The organism is Streptomyces sp. PTL18 (assembly GCF_059510295.1).
Window position 1 is genome coordinate 342,038 of record NZ_JCAJZO010000002.1, and the last position, 20,883, is coordinate 362,920.

The window sequence follows — 20,883 nt, forward strand, 5'->3', positions numbered from 1 at the left end:
GCGTGATCGTGTGGGCGGGCGAAGAAGGCACTGGCCCCGAGGACGCGGCCTTCACGCTGGAGATCCAGCCCGGCATCGACGGAAAGTGACCAATCGCGGCCGGATCCGCGCACTGCCGGGATACCGGCCCGGTCGTCGAGTCCATCTCCTGGTGCCCGGCCGGTGAAGATCGACGCCCGACACCGCAGCGAGCTCAGACCCACTCCACCTCTGAGCGAATGCGCGAGCAGCCTGCCGACTCCGGCAGGGGCGTACAGAGGGTCCGTTTCTGGGCCGCCGGCCGACGTCCAGAAACGCCGACAGCAGCCAGCGCAGCCGCTACCTCCTCCTCACTCGCCCCCGCCACCGCCTCCATCACCCGATCGAGTGCCTCGCCCACCTCAGTGCGCGTGACCGCTCGAAGCCGGCGCCGGACCCGCGTTCTTGACCGTCAGAGGCAGCAGCTTCTTGCCGGTCGGGCCGATTTGGATGGCCGTGTCCATCTGAGGACACACCCCGCAGTCGAAGCACGGCGTCCAGCGGCAGTCCTCGACCTCCGTCTCGTCGAGGGCGTCCTGCCAGTCCTCCCAGAGCCAGTCCTTGTCGAGGCCCGAGTCGAGGTGGTCCCAGGGGAGGACCTCCTCGTAGGTGCGCTCGCGGGTGGTGTACCAGTCGACGTCCACGCCGTAGGGGGCCAGCGCCTTGTCCGCGCAGGCCATCCAGCGGTCGTAGGAGAAGTGCTCGCGCCAGCCGTCGAAGCGGCCGCCGTCCTCGTAGACGGCGCGGATCACCGCGCCGATGCGGCGGTCGCCGCGCGAGAGCAGGCCCTCGACGATGCCCGGCTTGCCGTCGTGGTAGCGGAAGCCGATCGAGCGGCCGTACTTCTTGTCGCCCCGGATCTTGTCGCGGAGCTTCTCCAGACGCGCGTCCGTCTCCTCCGAGGAGAGCTGCGGCGCCCACTGGAAGGGGGTGTGGGGCTTCGGGACGAAGCCGCCGATGGAGACCGTGCAGCGGATGTCGTTGGAGCCCGAGACCTCGCGGCCCTTCTGGATCACGCGGGTCGCCATGTCGGCGATCTGGAGGACGTCCTCGTCGGTCTCCGTCGGCAGGCCGCACATGAAGTACAGCTTCACCTGGCGCCAGCCGTTGCCGTAGGCCGTCGCGACGGTCCTGATCAGGTCGTCCTCCGAGACCATCTTGTTGATGACCTTGCGGATGCGCTCCGAGCCGCCCTCCGGGGCGAAGGTGAGGCCCGAGCGGCGGCCGTTGCGGGTCAGCTCGTTCGCCAGGTCGATGTTGAAGGCGTCCACGCGGGTGGAGGGCAGCGAGAGGCCGATCTTGTCGTCCTCGTAGCGGTCCGCGAGGCCCTTGGCGATGTCGCCGATCTCGCTGTGGTCGGCGGAGGAGAGGGACAGCAGGCCCACCTCCTCGAAGCCCGTCGCCTTCAGGCCCTTGTCCACCATCTCGCCGATGCCCGTGATGGAGCGCTCGCGCACCGGGCGCGTGATCATGCCTGCCTGGCAGAAGCGGCAGCCGCGGGTGCAGCCGCGGAAGATCTCCACCGACATGCGTTCGTGGACGGTCTCCGCCAGCGGGACGAGCGGCTGCTTGGGGTACGGCCACTCGTCCAGGTCCATGACCGTGTGCTTGGCGACACGCCACGGGACGCCCGAGCGGTTGGGGACCACGCGGGCGATGCGGCCGTCGGGGAGGTACTCGACGTCGTAGAAGGCCGGGACGTACACCCCGCCCGTCTTGGACAGGCGCAGGAGGAGTTCCTCGCGGCCTCCGGGGCGGCCCTCCTCCTTCCAGGCGCGGATGATCTTGCTGACCTCCAGGACGGCCTGCTCGCCGTCGCCGATCACCGCGCAGTCGATGAAGTCTGCGATCGGCTCCGGGTTGAAGGCCGCGTGGCCGCCCGCCATGACGATCGGGTCGTCCAGGGTGCGGTCCTTGGCCACCGTCGGGATGCCCGCCAGGTCCAGGGCGGTCAGGAGGTTGGTGTAGCCGAGCTCGGTGGAGAAGGACACACCGAGGACGTCGAAGGCCTTCACCGGGCGGTGGCTGTCGACGGTGAACTGCGGGACGCCGTGCTCGCGCATCAGCGCCTCCAGGTCCGGCCACACGCTGTAGGTGCGCTCGGCGAGGACGCCCTGCTGCTCGTTGAGGACCTCGTAGAGGATCTGGACGCCCTGGTTGGGCAGGCCGACCTCGTAGGCGTCGGGGTACATGAGCGCCCAGCGGACGTCGCACTCGTCCCACGTCTTGACGGTGGAGTTCAGCTCGCCGCCCACGTACTGGATCGGCTTCTGCACGTGCGGGAGCAGAGCTTCGAGCTGCGGGAACACCGATACAGCGGCTTCGGCAGACATCTCGCGACTTTCGTGAGCTGGACGGAACTGTCAGGGGTGACCATCTAGCCTAACGCGGCCGTGGCGTCCCTTCGGACGTCCGACGGGCGGCCGGCCCGCCGCGGGGGGCGGCGGAGCCACGGCCCCCGCCTCAGACCCCCGCCTCCGCCTGCACCGCCCGCCACAGCTCCGGCAGTGCCGCCTCCGCCGCTGCCGCCCGCTGTTCCTCTCGGCCGTACAGGACGCCGTAGGTGAACGCGTTCTCCCCCGCCGTGTGCGCCTGTGCCGCCAGCTCCCGCAGGGCGAGCCGGGCCATCACGCTGTCCTGGTGGTCGCCGAGCAGGGTTTGCAGGGACTTCATCGCCCTGGCCAGGCTTTCGGCGGGTCGGCCCAGGGCGGGTGCGGCGGCCTCGGCGGCGTACCGGGTGCGCTTGGCCTTCTTGCGGGCTTCGTGGACGGCGAGGTCGCGGTCGTCGCCCGGGGGCAGGTCCTGGGCGCGGCCGACCAGGTCGGCGACCTGCCGGACGTCCTTGCGTACGGCCTTGGCGATCGCCTTGGACGGGTCCCTGGCGGCTGCCTTCAGCAGCGGCGGGTCGGTGACCAGGGCGTCCAGCGCGTCCAGCAGCCGCAGGTACCGCTCGCCGTCCAGGACCGCGATCAGTCGGCGCCGGGAGCCGCCGCGCCGGGCGCCGGACCAGGCGCGGAGCCGGCCGCGGACCGGGCCGACGACCAGGTGGCGGGGCAGTGCGGTGACGGCGGCCGTCAGGCGTTCGGTCAGCACCTCCTGGTCGCGGTCCACGCCGAGCTCGCCGGCCAGCCACTTCAGCTCGTCGGCGACGGGGGTGGTGACGGCGGGGTCGAGGATCTTGCCGTAGGAGCGGAGGGTGCTGCGCAGCCGGCGGGTGGCCACGCGCAGGGCGTGCACGGAGTCGAAGACGTCGCGGCGTACCGCGGGGTCGAGGGCGACGATCGCGTCCCGTTGGGCGCGGAGGTAGGCGAGGACGTGGTCGCCCGCGGTGGCCGGTGACGGCTGCTCGTCGGGGGCGGTGCTCCCGCCGGTCTCCTGCAGTGCCCTGGCGAGCTTGGAGGGGGACGCGGAGCGGTGCACCCCTGCCTTGCGGAGTCGCTTCTCGACCTTGTCGAGGAAGCGGGGGTCGCCGTCGTCCGCCAGTTCGACCTCGATCTCGGTCCAGGCGGCGGCGCCGGTGCCGGCGCCGATCCGTTCGGCGCGGACGTGGTCGAGGCTGACCTCGGCGAGCAGGGCGCCGTCGGCGTCGACGAGGTGGCGGACGTGGCGGGCGGAGCGCAGGCGTACGAGGGGGATCAGGGGGACGTCGCGGACGCGGGAGTGGACGAGGGCGGTCAGGGTCCGGGGGACGGTGTCGGAGAGCGGGGCGCGGATCTCGTCGCGGACGCCGTAGGCGACCGGCAGTTTGAGGTGCCAGCCGGCGTCGTCGCCTCCGGTGCGGCGGCGCAGGGTCAGACGGGCGCGGGCCAGGCGTTCGTCGGGAGTGTCGTAGTAGGTGGCGTCGAGTTCGGCGATGCCCTTGTCGAGGACGGCCGCGACGCCCGCGACGCGTGTCAGGTCGGGCAGTTCGTCTCCGGCTGCGGCCTCGTACTTGCGCTCGATCTCGCGCTTGGTGTCCGCCATGACCCGAATCTAGTAGGAACCGGCGCGGGATGGCAGGGGGCCACTGAGCCCGTCCGGCCGTGGAGGACGAGGCCGTTCGGGCCGATCGGGGGCCCGGGGGCGGAGCCCTCGGGGACGGTCACCCCGACCGACCCGCGCGGCACAGCCGACCGACCCGCGCGGCACAGCCGAACGGAACCACGGCATCGGCCCGGCGCCGGGGGCTCAGGCCGACATCGGCCGTTCCACCCGGATCGACTGCAGCAGTCCGACCGCTATCCACACGGCGAACATCGAGGAGCCGCCGTAGGACACGAACGGCAGGGGCAGGCCTGCGACGGGCATGATGCCGAGGGTCATGCCGATGTTCTCGAAGGCCTGGAAGGCGAACCAGGCGATGATGCCGGCGGCGACGATCGTGCCGTACAGCTCGGTCGTCTCGCGGGCGATCCGGCAGGCCCGCCACAGGACGACGCCGAGCAGGAGGAGGATCAGGCCGGCGCCGAGGAAGCCCAGCTCCTCCCCCGCGACCGTGAAGACGAAGTCGGTCTGCTGTTCGGGCACGAACTGGCCGGTGGTCTGGGAGCCGTGGAACAGTCCCGCGCCGGTCAGGCCGCCGGAACCGATCGCGATGCGCGCCTGGTTGGTGTTGTAGCCGACGCCGGCCGGGTCGAGGTCGGGGTTGGCGAAGGCGGCGAAGCGGTTGATCTGGTACTGGTCCAGGATGTGCAGCTGCCAGACGGCGATCGCGCCGACGGCGCCGGCGGTGAGCAGGCCGAAGATCCAGCGGTTGGAGGCGCCGGAGGCGAGCAGTACGCCCAGCACGATGACCACCATGACCATCGTCGAGCCGAGGTCCGGCATCAGCATGACGATCATCATGGGCACCGCGGCCAGGCCCAGGGACTGTGCCACGGTCCGGTGGTCGGGGTAGGGCTTGTCGCCCGCGTCGACCCGGGCCGCGAGCAGCATCGCCATGCCCAGGGTGATCGTGATCTTCACGAACTCGGAGGGCTGGAGGGAGAAGCCGCCGCCGAAGACGATCCAGTTGCGGTTGCCGTTGATGGTGGCGCCGAGCGGGGTGAGCACCAGCAGCACCATGAACAGCGAGATGCCGTACAGGATCGGCACGGCGGTGCGCAGGGTCCGGTGGCCGAGCCAGATGGTGCCGATCATCAGGGCGATCCCGATGCCGGTGTTCATCAGGTGCCGGATCAGGAAGTAGTAGGGATCGCCCTGGTTGATCTCGGTGCGGTTGCGGGTGGCCGAGTAGACGAGGGCCGCGCCGATCAGGGAGAGGGTCAGGGCCGACAGCAGTATCGGCCAGTCGAGGCGGCGGGCCAGGCCGTCGCGGGCGAAGACGCGCGTCCAGCCGGGCCGCTCGGGTCCGTACCCGGAGACGGAGAAGTTGTTCGCTCCGGTCACGTGAGGATCCTCCGCCTCTTCTTGGGGCGGCCCGTGCGCCGTCGGGTGTTGCGGTTGCTCGCGGTCGGCGACGGCGCGGTGGCCGGCGGGTTGTCGCCGGGCGCCGTCTGCCCGGGCGAGGGGCTCGCCTGGTCGGCGTTGGGGTCGTACTTCTCGATCTTCGGGGCGACGATCGAGCCGTCGGGCCGGATCTTGGGCAGGCCCTGTTGCGGGGTGTACAGGAGAGCCTTCTTCTTGTCGATCGAGCCGTCGGACTGGACGCCGTACAGGGCGTTGTAGATGTTGTGGACGGCCTCACCGGAGGCGCCGGATCCGGTACCGGCCTGGGAGATCGTCATCACGACCGCGTAGTCGTTGGAGAACGTGGCCAGCCACGACGTGGTCTGCTTGCCGTAGACCTCGGCGGTACCGGTCTTGGCGTGCAGCGGAATCTTGTCCTGCGGCCAGCCGCCGAACTTCCAGGCGGCGGTACCGCGGGTGACGACGCCCGCGAGGGCCTGCTCCATGACGTCCCGGGTCTTGGCGTCGATCGGCAGCCTGCCGTGCGACTTCGGCTTGATCTCGGTGACCTTCTTGCCGTCGGGGCTGACGATCGCCTTGCCGATGGTCGGGTCCCACAGGGTGCCGCCGTTGGAGATCGCCGAGTACATGACGGCCTCCTGGATCGGGGTCAGGAGGGTGTCGCCCTGGCCGATCGAGTAGTTGATCTCGTCGCCCTCGCGCATCTTGTTGCCCTCGAGGCAGTTCTCGTACGCGATCCTCTCGACGTAACTGCCGTCCTTCTTGCCGGTCTTGCACCAGGCGTCCTTGTTGGCCTCCCAGTACTTCTGCTTCCACTGGCGGTCGGGGACGCGGCCGGAGACCTCGTTGGGCAGGTCGACGCCGGTGGGCTTGCCGAGGCCGAACTGGTGGGCGGTCTTGAAGAACCAGTCCTTGGGCTGGCCCTTCCTGGGGTTGATCCCGCCGTCCTTCTTCCACTCGTTGTCCGCGAGGCCGTAGAAGACGGTGTCGCAGGAGACCTCCAGGGCGCGGCCGAGGGAGATCGGGCCGAAGTTCTCCCCCTCGAAGTTCTTGAAGACCTGGCCGCCGACCGAGTAGGAGCTGGTGCACGGGTAGTTGCCGTCGAAGGCGTAGCCGGCCTGCACCGCGGCGGCCGTGGAGACCACCTTGAAGGTGGAGCCGGGCGGGGACTGGCCCTGGATGGCCCGGTTGAGCAGCGGGTAGTCGGAGTCCTTGCCGGTGAGCTTCTTGTAGTCCTTGGCGGAGATCCCGCCGACCCACACGTTCGGGTCGTAGGTGGGGGCGGACGCCATGGCGACGACGCGGCCGGTCTTGGCCTCCATCACGACGACGGCGCCGGAGTCGGCCTTGTAGTTCTCGCCGGTGATCTTGTCGAACTGGGTGCGGGCGACCTTCATCGCCCGGTCCAGCTCGTACTCGGCGACCCTCTGCACCCGGGCGTCGATGCTGGTGACCAGGTTGGAGCCGGGTTCGGCGGCGTCCGACCTGGCCTTGCCGATGACACGGCCGAGGTTGTCGACCTCGTAGCGGGTGACGCCGGCCTTGCCACGCAGCTCCTTGTCGTACTGGCGCTCGAGGCCGGAGCGCCCGACCATGTCGGAGCGCAGATACGGGGAGTCGGTGGTCTTGGCCTGCTGGATCTCCGCGTCCGTGACCGGCGAGAGATACCCGAGCACCTGCGCGGCGTTGGCGTCGCCGGGGCTCGGGTAGCGCCGCACGGCCTCGGGCTCGGCGGTGATGCCGGGGAAGTCCTCGGAGCGCTCGCGGATCTGCATCGCCTGCCGGGGCGTGGCCTCGTCGGTGATGGGGATGGGCTGGTACGGGGAGCCGTTCCAGCAGGGCTGCGGTGTCTTGGCGTCGCACAGCCGGACCTTGTCCATCACGTCCTGGGGCTTCATGCCCAGCACGCCGGCCAGCTTGGTGAGCACCGCCTTGCCGTCGTCCTTCATCTTCAGCAGGTCGGTGCGGGAGGCGGAGACGACGAGCTTGGTCTCGTTGTCGGCGAGCGGGACGCCGCGCGCGTCCAGGATCTCGCCGCGCACGGCGGGCTGGACGACCTGCTGGACGTGGTTGCCGGACGCCTCCTTCTGGTATTGGGCGCCCTCACGGATCTGCAGGTACCACAGGCGGCCGCCAAGGGTGCCGAGCAGGGAGAAGACGAGGATCTGGATGACGACGAGCCGGATCTGGACGCGTGGAGTCCGCCCGGTCTCGGGGATGTTGGTCACTGCTGCCGCCCCCTCTCAGCGTACGTACACGGCATGGGACAGGGCCCTGACGGCCGGTTCACCGCTCGTCACAGCCGCTTGACCCCCTTGATGCGTCCCGCTCGGGACACCCGGGCCCTGGCGGCTCTGGCCCTCAGGCCGCTGCGCTGGCTGCCGATGCGCAGCCCCGTGCCGGAGGAGAGCCAGCCGGAGGAGACGTCGGCCGTCTTGGCGGAGTTGGTCTCGGCGAGCGGGTCGTTCTCGGTACGGCGGGCCAGGACCATGATTCCGGGAACCACGAAGGGCGCGAGCAGCAGGTCGTACAGCGCGGCGGTGAGCAGCAGACTGGGCAGGCCCACATGACGGGCGGCGGTGTCGCCGACGAGGGCGCCCACACCCGCGTACAGCAGGGTGGAGCCGATCGCGGCGGCGACCACCACGACCATGGGGCCGCTGGCGGACTTCAGGCGGCCGTTCTCCGGCTTGGCGAGTCCGGCGAGGTAGCCGATGACGCACAGCACGAGGGCGTAGCGGCCGGCGGCGTGGTCGGCGGGCGGGGCGAGGTCGGAGAGCAGGCCCGCGCCGAAGCCGACGAGGCAGCCGCCGACGTGGCCGTAGACCAGGGCGAGGCCGACGACGGTCAGCAGCACCAGGTCCGGGACGGCGCCGGGCAGGTGCAGGCGGGCGAGGACGCTCACCTGGATCACCAGGGCGACGAGGACGAGGGGGGTGGCGAGCAGCATCCGGTTGAGGCGCATCGTTCGGCTCCTAGGGCGTCTGCTGGCCGCCGTCGGCGGAGGCCGAGGGGGTGACGGTGACGGTCACGGTCGGCGTGGGCGTCGGTTGGGGCTTCGGGGGCAGGACGGTGTCGCGCGGGTCCTTCTTCGGCGCCTGGACGACCACGCCGACGACATCGAGCTTGGTGAAGGACACGAACGGGGTCACGTAGATCGTGCGGGTCAGGTCGCCGCCGGACGGGTCGAGCCGGGAGACGACCCCGACCGGGACGCCCGGCACGAACGGCCTGTCGGCCTCGGAACCGAAGGTGACGAGGCGGTCGCCCTTCTTCACGTCCGCCTTGGCGTTGAGGAGCTGCACGCGCAGCGGACGGTCGCCCTGCCCGGAGGCGAAACCGAGTTCGTCGCTGCCCTCCATTCGGGTGCCGACGGTGAAGTCCGGGTCGTTGGCGAGCAGCACGGTCGAGGCGTCGGGGCCGACGGTGGTGACACGGCCGACCAGCCCGTCGCCGTTGAGGACGGTCATGTCGCGCTTGATGCCGTCGTTGGCGCCCACGTCGATGGTGACGGTCCAGGAGAATCCCTGGGCCGCTCCTATCCCGATGACCTCCGCGCCCTTGATGCCGTACTGGCCCTCGCCCGCCACGCGGATCATCTTGTCGAGCTGCTTGAGGCGGCTGCGGTTGCGGTCGTCGCTGCCCAGCTTCGCCTTCAAGGCGGCGTTGTCGCGCTCCAGTTGGGCGATGCGGTCGTGCCGGCTGCCGGAGTCGCGTACGGCCGAGATCGCGTTGCCGACGGGGCCGACGGCGGACGACACCCCGTTCTCGATCGGGCCGAAGACCGTGGCGGCGGCCTGGCGGGCACCTTCGACCGGGGAGTCCTGGCCACCGCGGATGTCCACCGTGATCAGAGCGAACGCGATGGCGATCAGCAGCACCAGGAGCAGCCGGCTCTCTCGTGTGTCCCTCACGTGCGGCGGCCGTGCCTTCCTCGTCGGATGGGAGGTGGGGGATGGGAGGTTGGGGATGGGGGTTCTGTCGGGGGCGCCAAGGGGCTCATGCCTCTATATCAACGATCCGCCGCACGAGCACAGATCGTCTCGTACGGCGGAGTCGGCGCGCCGCGTCATCTGCGGGGCTGGGCGTCCAGCACCTGCTGGAGCGCCTCGAACTCCTCGACGCACTTGCCGGAGCCGAGCGCCACGCTGTCCAGCGGATCCTCGGCGATGTGGATCGGCATGCCGGTCTCCCGGCGCAGCCGCTCGTCGAGGCCGCGCAGCAGGGCGCCGCCGCCGGTGAGGACGATCCCGCGGTCCATGACGTCGCCGGACAGTTCCGGCGGGCACTTGTCGAGGGTCGTCTTGACCGCGTCCACGATCGCGTTGACCGGTTCCTCGATGGCCTTGCGGACCTCGGCCGCCGAGATGACCACGGTCTTGGGCAGCCCGGAGACCAGGTCCCGTCCACGGATTTCGGTGTGCTCGTCAGCGTCGAGGTCGTACGCCGAACCGATCGTGATCTTGATCTGTTCGGCCGTCCGCTCACCGAGGAGGAGCGAGTACTCCTTCTTGACGTACTGGATGATCGCGTTGTCCAGTTCGTCACCGGCGACGCGGATGGACTGGGCGGTGACGATACCGCCGAGCGAGATGACCGCGACCTCCGTGGTACCGCCGCCGATGTCCACCACCATGTTGCCCGTGGCCTCGTGGACGGGCAGGCCGGAGCCGATGGCGGCGGCCATGGGCTCCTCGATGATGTGCACCTGGCGGGCGCCGGCCTGGGAGGACGCCTCGATGACGGCCCGGCGCTCGACGCCCGTGATGCCCGACGGCACACAGACGACGACCCGGGGACGAGCCAGATACCGCCGCTTGTGGATCTTCAGGATGAAGTAGCGGAGCATCCGCTCGGTGATCTCGAAGTCGGCGATCACGCCGTCCTTCAGCGGGCGCACGGCCACGATGTTGCCCGGCGTCCGGCCGATCATCTTCTTCGCTTCCGCGCCGACCGCGAGGATGCCACCGGTGTTGGTGTTGATCGCGACGACGGACGGCTCGTTGAGTACGATCCCGCGACCCCTGACGTACACCAGCGTGTTGGCGGTCCCGAGGTCGACAGCCATGTCACGGCCGATGAACGACATTGAGTTCCCCATCAGGATTCGTCTGGCCTTCCCAAGTGGAGCGTTGGACAGCTTTCGTTGGGGCGGCGAAGTGGGTGCTGTGACGTGAAGGCTTACATCGTAGTCTCGCCTGCACGAAACACTGCGCGAGGGTCTCCGCCATTGTCAGCAGATGACGCGTCGCCTCGCTTCTGGAGACGGGCGATCGGAGGTAGCCGTTCCCCCGAACGCGCCGCATATGCCAAGGGTCGGCGGCGTTTTTGGGGCCGGGAAGGGCGGTGGGGCCGTTCCGGCATCCGGGTGACGCGACAAACCCTCAGAAATCATCCACAAGACGGGTTCGGAAGTTCATCATTCTTGGGCTCAGAAGCGCCCGGGAAAGAAGATCTTCAGCTCGCGCTCGGCGGACTCCTCGGAATCGGAGGCGTGGATCAGGTTCTCACGGACGATCACGCCGAAGTCGCCCCGGATGGAGCCCGCGGTGGCGGCGAGCGGGTCGGTCGCGCCGGCGAGCGCGCGCACGCCCTCGACGACCCGCTCACCCTCGACGACGAGCGCCACGACCGGGCCGGAGGCCATGAACTCCACCAGCGGCTCGTAGAACGGCTTGCCCTTGTGCTCGCCGTAGTGCTGCTCCAGCGTGTCCTGGTCCAGGGTGCGCATGTCCAGCGCACTGATGGTCCATCCGGCCTTGCGCTCGATACGGCCGATGATCTCGCCGATCAGCCCGCGACGAACGGCGTCGGGCTTGAGGAGGACGAGGGTCCGCGAGGTCACGAGAGGGCTCCTTTACCAAGGTTTTCGGTGCGTAGAGGTTACAGGGCAGGTGATGGCGGGCGTTACGCAGCGTCAGGTGCCCTCGTGCGGATGGCCGTCCGGGAACCGTCGCTCCCGGACCGCCGCTTCGGCCTGTCGTGGACCAGGGCCTCTCGTTCGGATCAGGCCGGGCTGTTTCCGCCGCTCCCGGCGGCGAAGCGGGCCTTGGCCTCGTCGATCTTGCGCCCGTAGTGGACCGACGCCCACCACAGGGCGGCGAAGACCGCGCCCATGAAGAACATCGCCGGGACGAAGAAGCCGGAGGCGATCAGCGCGATCTGCAGCGCCCAGCCCAGCTGGACCCCGCCCGGCCGGGTGATCACTCCGCACAGCAGGATGCTCAGCACCATCGCGATCCCGCAGACCGTCCACACCGTGCCCGTGGACAGACCCGGGTCCTTCATGGCGACCAGCCCGGCGAAACCGATGACGAAGAACTCGCCGATCAAGGTGGAGGCACACAGCGTACGCACGAGACGTCAGCCCTTCCCCAGCAGCAGTCGGGCCTCGCCGACGGTGATGACGGAACCGGTGACGAGCACGCCGGCGCCCGCGTACTCCCCCTCCTCCTCGGCCAGCGTGATCGCGGCCTCCAGCGCGTCCGGCAGCCTCGGCTCGACCTGGACGCGCTCCTCGCCGAAGACCTCCACGGCGATCGCGGCCAGCTCGTCCGCGTCCATCGCGCGGTGGCTGGAGTTCTGGGTGACGACGACCTCGGCGAAGATCGGCTCGAAGGCCTCGAGCAGCCCCCGCACGTTCTTGTCGCCGCTCGCCCCGACGACCCCGATCAGCCGGCTGAAGTCGAACGCCTCGCTCACCGCCTCCGCGGTGGCCCGGGCGCCGGCCGGGTTGTGGGCGGCGTCCAGGACGACCGTCGGAGAGCGCCGTACGATCTCCAGGCGGCCCGGGGACGACACCGACGCGAAGGCCTTGCGGACCGTGTCGGCGTCCAGCGGCTCGGGACGCTGGGAACCGACCCCGAAGAACGCCTCGACCGCGGCCAGCGCCACGGCGGCGTTGTGGGCCTGGTAGGCGCCGTGCAGCGGCAGGTACACCTCGCCGTACTCACCGCCGAGGCCGCGCAGCGTGAGGAGCTGCCCGCCGACCGCCACCTGCCGCGAGACGACCCCGAACTCCAGGCCCTCGCGGGCCACGGTCGCGTCCACCTCCACGGCCTTCTTCAGCAGCACCTGGGCCGCGTCGACCGGCTGCTGGGCGAGGATGACGGTGGAGTCGGCCTTGATGATCCCGGCCTTCTCCCCCGCGATCTCGCCGGGCGTGGAGCCGAGCCGGTCGGTGTGGTCCAGGTCGATGGGCGTGACGACGGCGACGTCCCCGTCGATGACGTTGGTGGCGTCCCAGCTGCCGCCCATGCCGACCTCGACGACCGCGACGTCGACCGGCGCGTCCGCGAACGCGGCGTACGCCATGCCCGTGAGCACCTCGAAGAAGGACAGCCGGTACTCCTGCGAGGCGTCGACCATCTCGATGTACGGCTTGATGTCGTGGTACGTCTCGACGAACCGCTCGGCCCGGATCGGGGCGCCGTCCAGGCTGATGCGCTCGGTGATCGACTGGACGTGCGGGCTGGTGTACCGGCCGGTGCGCAGCTCGAAGGCGCCGAGGAGGGCCTCGATCATGCGCGCGGTGGAGGTCTTGCCGTTCGTCCCCGTGATGTGGATCGAGGGGTACGACCGCTGCGGATCCCCCAGCACGTCCATCAGCGCCGAGATGCGGCTGACGGACGGCTCCAGCTTGGTCTCGCCCCAGCGGGTCGCCAGCTCGGCCTCGACCTCACGCAGCGCCTTGTCGACCTCGGGGTCCTCGGGCCGCGCGGGCACGTCGGCCTGCGGCGGGCCGCCCTGCGTGCGCAGGGTACGGCTGCCGGCCTCGATCACCGCCAGATCGGGATCGCGGCCGGTCTCGGCCTCGACGATCTGCTCGAAGGGATCGCTCTCGTTGGGGTCACGCGGGGGCAGGTCACTCACGGGGCCAGTCTACGGAGGAGCAGTGACAGCCGTACGCCAAGGCCCCCGGAGCCTGGAGGTTCCGGGGGCCCTGGGTGGCCGGGCGGTTCTCCCCTGCCCGCGCCGGCGGGTGCCGCCGCGCCCACCCCTGCTGCCCTCGGGGTCCGCAGGCCGTCACGGCCGTCAAGGCTCTGGGGAAGGCACGACTGCCCGCGGCTCTGCCCACCGGCTACGCCGACGGCAACCGCTCCAGCTGGGCCTGGATCCGCGCGATGTCCTCCTCGGCCTTGGCCAGCCGCGTACGGATCTTCTCCACCACCGGCTCCGGCGCCTTCGCCAGGAACGCCTCGTTCCCCAGCTTCGCCGTGGACTGGGCCTTCTCCTTCTCGGCGGCGGCCAGGTCCTTGGCGAGGCGCTTCCGCTCGGCGGCCACGTCGATGGTGCCGGACAGGTCCAGCGCCACCGTGGCCCCCCCGACCGGCAGGGTCGCCGTCGCCGTGAAGCCCTCGCCCTCCGGCTGCAGGCGCAGCAGCTGGCGGATGGCGGCCTCGTGCGGGGCCAGCGCCGTGCCGTCCAGGGTCAGTCGGGCCGGGACCCGCTGGCCCGGCTGCAGGCCCTGGTCGGCGCGGAAGCGGCGGACCTCGGTGATCACCGACTGGAGGGTCTCGATCTCCTTCTCGGCCGCCGCGTCCCGGAAGCCACTGTCCGTCGGCCAGTCGGCGATGACGACGGACTCACCGCCGGTGAGGGTGGTCCACAGCGTCTCGGTGACGAAGGGGACGACCGGGTGCAGCAGCTTCAGCGTGACGTCGAGGACCTCGCCCAGGACGCGCTTGCTGACCTCGGCCGCCCCACCGCCCGCCTGGAACGTCGTCTTGGACAGCTCGACGTACCAGTCGAAGACCTCGTCCCACGCGAAGTGGAAGAGGGCGTCGCTGACCTTGGCGAACTGGTAGTCGTCGTAGAAGGCGTCGACCTCCGCGACGACCGAGTTCAGCCGGGACAGGATCCAGCGGTCGGTGGCCGACATCCGCTCGGGCGAGGGCAGCGGGCCCTCGACCGTGGCGCCGTTCATCAGCGCGAAGCGGGTCGCGTTCCAGATCTTGTTGGCGAAGTTGCGGGACCCCTGGACCCAGTCCTCGCCAATCGGCACGTCGACACCGGGGTTGGCGCCGCGCGCCAGCGTGAACCGGAGCGCGTCGGAGCCGTACTTGTCCATCCAGTCCAGCGGGTTGACCGCGTTGCCGAAGGACTTCGACATCTTCTTGCCGAACTGGTCGCGGACCATGCCGTGCAGGGCGATGGTGTGGAACGGCGGGGTGCCGTCCATCGCGTACAGCCCGAACATCATCATCCGGGCGACCCAGAAGAAGAGGATGTCGTAGCCGGTGACCAGGACGGAGTTCGGGTAGAACTTCGCGAGGCTCTCGGTCTGCTCGGGCCAGCCCAGCGTGGAGAAGGGCCACAGGCCGGAGGAGAACCAGGTGTCGAGGACGTCGGTGTCCTGACGCCAGCCCTCACCGCTCGGCGGCTCCTCGTCGGGGCCCACGCACACGGCCTCGCCGTCCGGGCCGTACCAGACGGGGATCCGGTGGCCCCACCACAACTGGCGCGAGATGCACCAGTCGTGGAGGTTGTCGACCCAGTCGAAGTACCGCTTCTCCATCTCCTGCGGATGGATCTTGACGCGTCCGTCGCGGACGGCGTCACCGGCGGCCTTCGCCAGCGGGCCGACCTTGACCCACCACTGCATGGACAGGCGCGGCTCGATGGTGGTCTTGCAGCGCGAGCAGTGGCCGACGGAGTGGACGTAGGGGCGCTTCTCGGCGACGATCCGGCCCTCGGCGCGCAGGGCGGCGACGATCGCCGAGCGGGCCTCGAAGCGGTCCAGGCCCTGGAAGGGGCCGTGCGCGGTGATGACGGCGTGCTCGTCCATCACGGTGATGGCGGGCAGGCCGTGACGCCGGCCGATCTCGAAGTCGTTCGGGTCGTGGGCCGGGGTGACCTTGACGGCGCCGGTGCCGAACTCGGGGTCGACGTGCTCGTCGGCGACGACCGGGATGGAGCGGTCCGTGAGCGGCAGCTTGACGAGCTTGCCGACCAGGTGCTTGTAGCGCTCGTCGTCGGGGTGGACGGCGACGGCGGTGTCACCGAGCATCGTCTCGGCACGGGTGGTGGCGACGACGACGGTGTCGTCCCCGTCCCCGTACTTCATCGAGACCAGCTCGCCGTCGTCGTCCTGGTACTCCACCTCGATGTCCGAGATGGCGGTCAGGCAGCGCGGGCACCAGTTGATGATGCGCTCGGCACGGTAGATGAGCTCGTCGTCGTAGAGCCGCTTGAAGATGGTCTGGACGGCCTGCGAGAGGCCCTCGTCCATGGTGAAGCGCTCACGCGACCAGGCGACGCCGTCACCGAGGCGGCGCATCTGGCCGGAGATCTGACCGCCGGACTCGGCCTTCCACTGCCAGACCCGCTCGACGAAGGCTTCCCGGCCCAGGTCGTGGCGGGACTTGCCCTCCTTGGCCAGCTCGCGCTCGACGACGTTCTGCGTGGCGATGCCGGCGTGGTCCATGCCGGGCTGCCACAGCGTCTCGTAGCCCTGCATGCGCTTGCGGCGGGTGAGGGCGTCGATGAGGGTGTGCTCGAAGGCGTGCCCGAGGTGGAGGGAGCCGGTGACGTTCGGAGGCGGGATGACGATGGTGTACGGCGGCTTGTCGCTCTTCTCGTCTGCCTCGAAGTAACCGCGCTCCACCCAGCGCTCGTACAGCGGCCCCTCTACGTCGGCCGGCGCGTACTGGGTCGGCAGTTCGGTGTGGGGCGCTGTTGGCTGCTGCTGAGCGTTCTCGGTCACGGGGGTCAGTTTAGAGGTGTTACGGCCTCGTCCCGAAACGCGATTCTTTCGTAACGGCAAGCCTCCCGGCGACACGGCGTTCCCCGGCTTGCGCCAGGATGTCAGAACCACAGGAGCGTCTGGAGGGGAACCCAGAACATGAGCCACAACCAGCCGGGCCCGTACGGCGGGCAGTCCCAGCAGCCCGGACCGTACGGTCAGCCGGGGCAGGGGCAGCCGGGGCCGTACGGCCGGCCGGGCCCCTACGGCCCGCCGCCGCAGGCACCCCAGCCCCAGCCCGGCTACGGCTACCCCCAGCAGACCCCGCCCGCGCCCGGCTACGGCCACCCCCAGCAGACCCCGCCCGCGCCCGCGCCCGGCTACGGCTACGGCCACCCCCAGCAGAACCCGCAGAGCGCCCCGCCCCAGCAGAACCCCTACCCGCCGCAGCAGCCGCAGCCGCCGTACGGCCAGGCCCCCTACGGCCGGCAGCCGTACCCCGTCCCCCAGCCGCCGCTCCCGGAGGGCGGGAAGAAGAAGACGGGGATCGTCATCGGCGCGGTGGCGGCGGTGGCGGCGGTCGCCGTGGCGGCGTACTTCGTGATCGGCGGGGGCAGCGGCGGCGGGTCCGGCTCGGTCGCCGACGACGGCGCCCACAAGCTCGTGACACCGGCGACGGTGATCAGCGGGACGTACAAGAAGTCGGACACCGGCGGTTCGAACTCCATGAGCGACTCCGACCTCGCGGACTTCGAGAAGTGGGGCGTGAAGAACGCCAAGGACGTCAGCGCCGCCTACCAGAACGGCACGGGGCTGACCATGAAGTCGATTTCCTTCGGCGGGGTCTACGGCACCGTCGCGGACCCCGAGGCCGTCGTGGACGCCATGTTCGCCAAGATGAAGACGGAGTCGGAGAAGGACACCGGCAGCGACAAGGGCAAGCTGATCGGCAGCCCGCAGACCGTGTCACCCTCGGGCTTCTCCAACGGCATCATGAAGTGCCAGGTCGTCGAGGTCGACAACAGCGACTCCTCCGCCTCGGCGGCGGCCGGCGCGGCGAAGACCGTGAAGATGCCGGTCTGCATCTGGGGCGACCACAGCACCGTCGTCGACGTGGTCTCCGTCGATCTCGCCGCCTTCGCCACCGGCGGCAGTTCCGTCGACACCGTCGCCGACCTCGCCGCCAGGCTCCGCAACGACGTGCGCGTCAAGGCCTGACGCCGTACGCCACAACAGTGAAGGCGCCCCGGCCTGTCGACCGGGGCGCCTTCGCCGTGTGCACGGGGTGGCGGCTACGCCGTCTTCTGCTCCCCCGGCCCCCGGCCGCGGGCGTCCCGCGGGATCAGGGTCGGGTTGACGTTGCGGAGCACCACGTCGGCCGTGATGACGACGCGGGCCACGTCCTTGCGGGACGGGACCTCGTACATCACCGCCTGGAGGACCTCCTCCATGATGGCGCGCAGACCGCGGGCACCCGTCTGGCGCAGGATCGCCTGGTCCGCGATCGCTTCCAGGGCCTCGCGCTCGAAGTCCAGTTCCACACCGTCGAGTTCGAAGAGGCGTTGGTACTGCTTCACCAGCGCGTTACGCGGTTCGACGAGGATCTGCAGGAGCGCCTTGCGGTCGAGGTTGTGGACCGAGGTGATGACCGGGAGACGGCCGATGAACTCGGGGATCATCCCGAACTTCACCAGGTCCTCCGGCATGACGTCCTCGAACTGGTCCTTCGACTCCAGTTCGCGCTTCGAGCGGATCGTCGCGCCGAAGCCGATGCCCTTGGCGCCGGCCCGTGACTCGATGATCTTCTCCAGGCCCGCGAACGCGCCGCCCACGATGAACAGCACGTTCGTCGTGTCGATCTGGATGAACTCCTGGTGCGGGTGCTTGCGGCCGCCCTGCGGCGGGACCGAGGCCGTCGTGCCCTCCAGGATCTTCAGCAGGGCCTGCTGGACGCCCTCGCCGCTCACGTCCCGGGTGATCGACGGGTTCTCGCTCTTGCGAGCCACCTTGTCGATCTCGTCGATGTAGATGATCCCGGTCTCGGCCTTCTTGACGTCGTAGTCGGCCGCCTGGATGAGCTTCAGCAGGATGTTCTCGACGTCCTCGCCGACGTAGCCCGCCTCGGTCAGCGCCGTGGCGTCGGCGATGGCGAACGGGACGTTGAGCATGCGGGCCAGGGTCTGGGCGAGCAGCGTCTTGCCGGAGCCCGTGGGGCCCAGCAGCAGGATGTTCGACTTGGCCAACTCGATGGCGTCGTCGCGGCCTTGGGCGCCGCCGTTCTCACCGGCCTGGACCCGCTTGTAGTGGTTGTACACCGCGACGGACAGGGCCTTCTTGGCCGCCTCCTGGCCGACCACGTAGCCCTCGAGGAACTCGTAGATCTCGCGGGGCTTCGGGAGCTCCTCCCAGCGCACCTCGCTCGTCTCGGCGAGCTCCTCCTCGATGATCTCGTTGCAGAGATCGATGCACTCGTCGCAGATGTACACACCGGGGCCTGCGATGAGCTTCTTGACCTGCTTCTGGCTCTTGCCGCAGAACGAGCACTTGAGCAGATCGCCGCCGTCACCGATGCGTGCCACGGTGTGCTTCCCCTTCGCCTGGGAGACGCCTTACGTCCAGCGGCTCCTGGTGCTGCCTTATGTCCGACGGTACCTTGCCGGGCCCCCCGTTCGGGCCCCCCTTGGCACGGTTCGCTTCGACGTGGGCCGGGGCAAACCGTGTCAAGGGGCGGCAGACGATACAGGTCCGGTGACGAATCACGTGGATTCGCGTCAGCGGACCGTGGTGTTGTTCATCTTCCGGGTCGAGATGATCTGGTCGATCAGGCCGTACTGCAGCGCGTCCTCGGCCGTGAGGATCTTGTCGCGCTCGATGTCCTCGCGGATCTTCTCGATCGGCTGGGTGGAGTGCTTGGCCAGCATCTCCTCCAGCTGGGTCCGCATCCGGAGGATCTCGTTGGCGGCGATCTCCAGGTCGGAGACCTGGCCGCGGCCGGTCTCGCTGTAGGGCTGGTGGATCAGCACCCGGGCGTTCGGCAGCGCCATGCGCTTGCCGGGGGTGCCCGCGGCCAGCAGCACCGCGGCGGCGGAGGCGGCCTGGCCCATGCAGACCGTCTGGATGTCCGGCTTCACGAACTGCATCGTGTCGTAGATGGCCGTGAGCGCGGTGAAGGAGCCGCCGGGGCTGTTGATGTAGACCGAGATGTCACGGTCGGGGTCCATCGACTCCAGGCACAGCAACTGCGCCATGACGTCGTTGGCGGAGGCGTCGTCGATCTGGACGCCGAGGAAGATCACGCGCTCCTCGAAGAGCTTCGCGTACGGGTCGTACTCGCGGATGCCCTGCGAGGTGCGCTCGACGAAGCGCGGGATGACGTAGCGGGACTCGGCCGTCGGGCCGGTGTACTCGGCGCGCGCACGGTCGTAGAGGCCGCTGCCGGGGAAGTCGTTCACGGTGTCTCCTGAAGGGGGCTGGGGCGGTGGCTGGGGGCTGAAGGGGCGCTGGGGGCTGTTCGGGTCCTTGTGGGTCCTGTGCGGCCGCTGCGGCCGCCGCCGGGCCCTGGGACCGGCCTGCGGCTGCGTGGACGGCGGCCGGGCCGTGGGAACCCCGGGGGCCGTGCCGGGACCGTGAGCCCTCGCGGGGGCCCGGGCAGGCCGGCCGGGTCGGGCTCGGCCGATCCGAAGGGCCGGCCGGGCCGGCTGCCCGGCTGCACAGGCCGTGGGGGCCTCGCCGGAGCCTCACGGTCCGCCTGGGCGGCCGTCGAGCCTCGAGCGAGCCCGGTGAGCCCTTACGAGCCCGCCCCGGTGCCTCCGCCGCCCGGCATGCCGACAGCGGTGGTGATGACCTCGTCGATCAGGCCGTACTCCTTGGCCTCCTGGGCGTCGAACCAGCGGTCGCGGTCCGAGTCCCGGGTGATCTGCTCGACCGACTGGCCGGTGTGGAAGGCGGTCAGCTCGGCCATGCGCTTCTTGGTGTGCAGCAGCCGCTCGGCGTGGATCTTGATGTCGGACGCCGAGCCGGCGAGACCGGCCGAGGGCTGGTGGATCAGGATCTCGGCGTTGGGCAGGGCGAAGCGCTTGCCCGGGGTGCCCGCGCTGAGCAGGAACTGCCCCATGGAGGCCGCCATGCCCATGGCGATCGTCACCACGTCGTTCTTGATGTACTGCATGGTGTCGTAGATCGCCATGCCGGCCGTGATCGAACCGCCCGGGCTGTTGATGTACAGGTAAATGTCCTTGTCCGGATCGGAGGCAAGGAGCAGCAGCTGTGCGGTGATCTTGTTGGCGATGTCGTCGTCCACCGGCTGGCCGAGGAAGATGATCCGCTCGTTGAGCAGCCGGTTGTAGACCTGGTCGCCGAGGCCGCCACCGATGGAAGGCTCGCCGGCGGCGGAGGGCATCAGATTCGTCACGTATCCACCTGCTCGTCTTACGACGGCACGGGGCCGTCTCACGTGTCCTGCTGGGGCGTGGGACCCCTCCTTGCCCCCTGAGGGGCGGCTTCGGGGACTCCCCTGCCCTCGTATTCATGGACCCTAACGCGCGGGTCCCGTCGGGGAATCCCGCACAGGGGACTGTTCGCTGTGAGCGCATGCGCTCCGCTCGGGTCGGCCGAGGGCGGTGCCGGGGCACGGTCGCGCGCGACCCGGCGTCCCCGCGGCCGTCGCGGGACTCCGCCCCGGGACCCGAGTCCATTGTCGCCGTGGGGGGTGTTGTCGTCGCGTCGGTGCGGGCCGTGGGTGGCTGGTCGCCCGGCTCCCCCGCGTCCCTGCCGGGCTCCCCCGCCCTCGGCCG

15 protein-coding genes are annotated in these 20,883 nt (G+C 70.1%); 1 reads left to right on the top strand and 14 read right to left on the bottom strand.

The window, feature by feature from the left end; translation table 11 throughout:
- Positions 1 to 380 precede the first annotated feature (380 nt).
- From AC5WS8_RS05960 to AC5WS8_RS06010, 11 genes are all read right to left on the bottom strand, one after another.
- Positions 381 to 2,351, bottom strand: a complete 1,971-nt coding sequence (locus tag AC5WS8_RS05960) for a TIGR03960 family B12-binding radical SAM protein (RefSeq protein WP_496102215.1) — start codon at positions 2,349 to 2,351, stop codon at positions 381 to 383.
- Positions 2,352 to 2,481: 130 nt separating this feature from the next.
- On the bottom strand, positions 2,482 to 3,981 hold the full coding sequence (locus tag AC5WS8_RS05965; RefSeq protein WP_496102216.1) for a CYTH and CHAD domain-containing protein: 1,500 nt from the start codon (positions 3,979 to 3,981) through the stop codon (positions 2,482 to 2,484).
- Positions 3,982 to 4,185: 204 nt separating this feature from the next.
- Positions 4,186 to 5,385, bottom strand: coding sequence for a rod shape-determining protein RodA (gene rodA / locus AC5WS8_RS05970; RefSeq protein WP_496102217.1), 1,200 nt, complete (start codon positions 5,383 to 5,385; stop codon positions 4,186 to 4,188).
- Positions 5,382 to 7,634 carry a penicillin-binding protein 2 gene (gene mrdA / locus AC5WS8_RS05975; protein WP_496102218.1) on the bottom strand — a complete coding sequence of 751 codons (2,253 nt, stop codon included), beginning with the start codon at positions 7,632 to 7,634 and terminating at the stop codon, positions 5,382 to 5,384. Before mrdA ends, rodA begins: the two co-directional genes overlap by 4 nt.
- 68 nt (positions 7,635 to 7,702) lie before the next feature.
- Complete coding sequence (gene mreD, locus AC5WS8_RS05980) at positions 7,703 to 8,371, bottom strand: rod shape-determining protein MreD (protein WP_496102219.1); 669 nt, start codon at positions 8,369 to 8,371, stop codon at positions 7,703 to 7,705.
- Between the two features lie 10 nt (positions 8,372 to 8,381).
- Positions 8,382 to 9,320: a rod shape-determining protein MreC gene (mreC, locus tag AC5WS8_RS05985; RefSeq protein ID WP_496102220.1), complete on the bottom strand. Its 939-nt coding sequence runs from the start codon at positions 9,318 to 9,320 to the stop codon at positions 8,382 to 8,384.
- A gap of 155 nt (positions 9,321 to 9,475) precedes the next feature.
- Positions 9,476 to 10,495 (bottom strand): rod shape-determining protein, encoded by a 1,020-nt coding sequence (locus AC5WS8_RS05990; RefSeq protein ID WP_234515679.1) that lies wholly within the window; start codon positions 10,493 to 10,495, stop codon positions 9,476 to 9,478.
- 342 nt (positions 10,496 to 10,837) lie between these two features.
- Positions 10,838 to 11,251: a nucleoside-diphosphate kinase gene (ndk, locus tag AC5WS8_RS05995; RefSeq protein ID WP_496102221.1), complete on the bottom strand. Its 414-nt coding sequence runs from the start codon at positions 11,249 to 11,251 to the stop codon at positions 10,838 to 10,840.
- A 161-nt stretch (positions 11,252 to 11,412) separates the two neighbouring features.
- Positions 11,413 to 11,763: a DUF4233 domain-containing protein gene (locus AC5WS8_RS06000; RefSeq protein ID WP_496102222.1), complete on the bottom strand. Its 351-nt coding sequence runs from the start codon at positions 11,761 to 11,763 to the stop codon at positions 11,413 to 11,415.
- A gap of 6 nt (positions 11,764 to 11,769) precedes the next feature.
- Complete coding sequence (gene folC, locus AC5WS8_RS06005) at positions 11,770 to 13,278, bottom strand: bifunctional tetrahydrofolate synthase/dihydrofolate synthase (RefSeq protein WP_496102223.1); 1,509 nt, start codon at positions 13,276 to 13,278, stop codon at positions 11,770 to 11,772.
- A 208-nt stretch (positions 13,279 to 13,486) separates the two neighbouring features.
- Positions 13,487 to 16,111, bottom strand: coding sequence for a valine--tRNA ligase (locus AC5WS8_RS06010; protein WP_496102224.1), 2,625 nt, complete (start codon positions 16,109 to 16,111; stop codon positions 13,487 to 13,489).
- A 138-nt stretch (positions 16,112 to 16,249) separates the two neighbouring features.
- Here AC5WS8_RS06010 and AC5WS8_RS06015 point away from each other — a divergent pair, with 138 nt between their 5' ends.
- Positions 16,250 to 17,308, top strand: coding sequence for a hypothetical protein (locus AC5WS8_RS06015; protein ID WP_496102225.1), 1,059 nt, complete (start codon positions 16,250 to 16,252; stop codon positions 17,306 to 17,308).
- A gap of 74 nt (positions 17,309 to 17,382) precedes the next feature.
- On the opposite strand, the gene clpX is transcribed toward AC5WS8_RS06015, so the two are convergent.
- The 3 genes from clpX to AC5WS8_RS06030 all read right to left on the bottom strand — a co-directional run bounded on the left by clpX (position 17,383) and on the right by AC5WS8_RS06030 (position 20,489).
- Entirely contained in the window at positions 17,383 to 18,669 is a 1,287-nt protein-coding gene (clpX, locus tag AC5WS8_RS06020; protein WP_496102226.1) for an ATP-dependent Clp protease ATP-binding subunit ClpX, read from the bottom strand.
- Positions 18,670 to 18,861: 192 nt separating this feature from the next.
- Positions 18,862 to 19,542, bottom strand: a complete 681-nt coding sequence (locus tag AC5WS8_RS06025) for an ATP-dependent Clp protease proteolytic subunit (protein ID WP_496102227.1) — start codon at positions 19,540 to 19,542, stop codon at positions 18,862 to 18,864.
- Positions 19,543 to 19,877: 335 nt separating this feature from the next.
- On the bottom strand, positions 19,878 to 20,489 hold the full coding sequence (locus tag AC5WS8_RS06030; RefSeq protein WP_200417786.1) for an ATP-dependent Clp protease proteolytic subunit: 612 nt from the start codon (positions 20,487 to 20,489) through the stop codon (positions 19,878 to 19,880).
- Positions 20,490 to 20,883: the final 394 nt, after the last annotated feature.

What these genes read in the sequence shown, in the direction of transcription:
- AC5WS8_RS05960 (WP_496102215.1), bottom strand. Translation starts at nt 2,351, where the DNA reads ATGTCTGCCGAAGCCGCTGTATCGGTGTTCCCGCAGCTCGAAGCTCTG.
- AC5WS8_RS05965 (WP_496102216.1), bottom strand. Translation starts at nt 3,981, where the DNA reads ATGGCGGACACCAAGCGCGAGATCGAGCGCAAGTACGAGGCCGCAGCC.
- mreD (WP_496102219.1), bottom strand. Translation starts at nt 8,371, where the DNA reads ATGCGCCTCAACCGGATGCTGCTCGCCACCCCCCTCGTCCTCGTCGCC.
- AC5WS8_RS05990 (WP_234515679.1), bottom strand. Translation starts at nt 10,495, where the DNA reads ATGTCGTTCATCGGCCGTGACATGGCTGTCGACCTCGGGACCGCCAAC.
- AC5WS8_RS06015 (WP_496102225.1), top strand. Translation starts at nt 16,250, where the DNA reads ATGAGCCACAACCAGCCGGGCCCGTACGGCGGGCAGTCCCAGCAGCCC.
- AC5WS8_RS06030 (WP_200417786.1), bottom strand. Translation starts at nt 20,489, where the DNA reads ATGCCCTCCGCCGCCGGCGAGCCTTCCATCGGTGGCGGCCTCGGCGAC.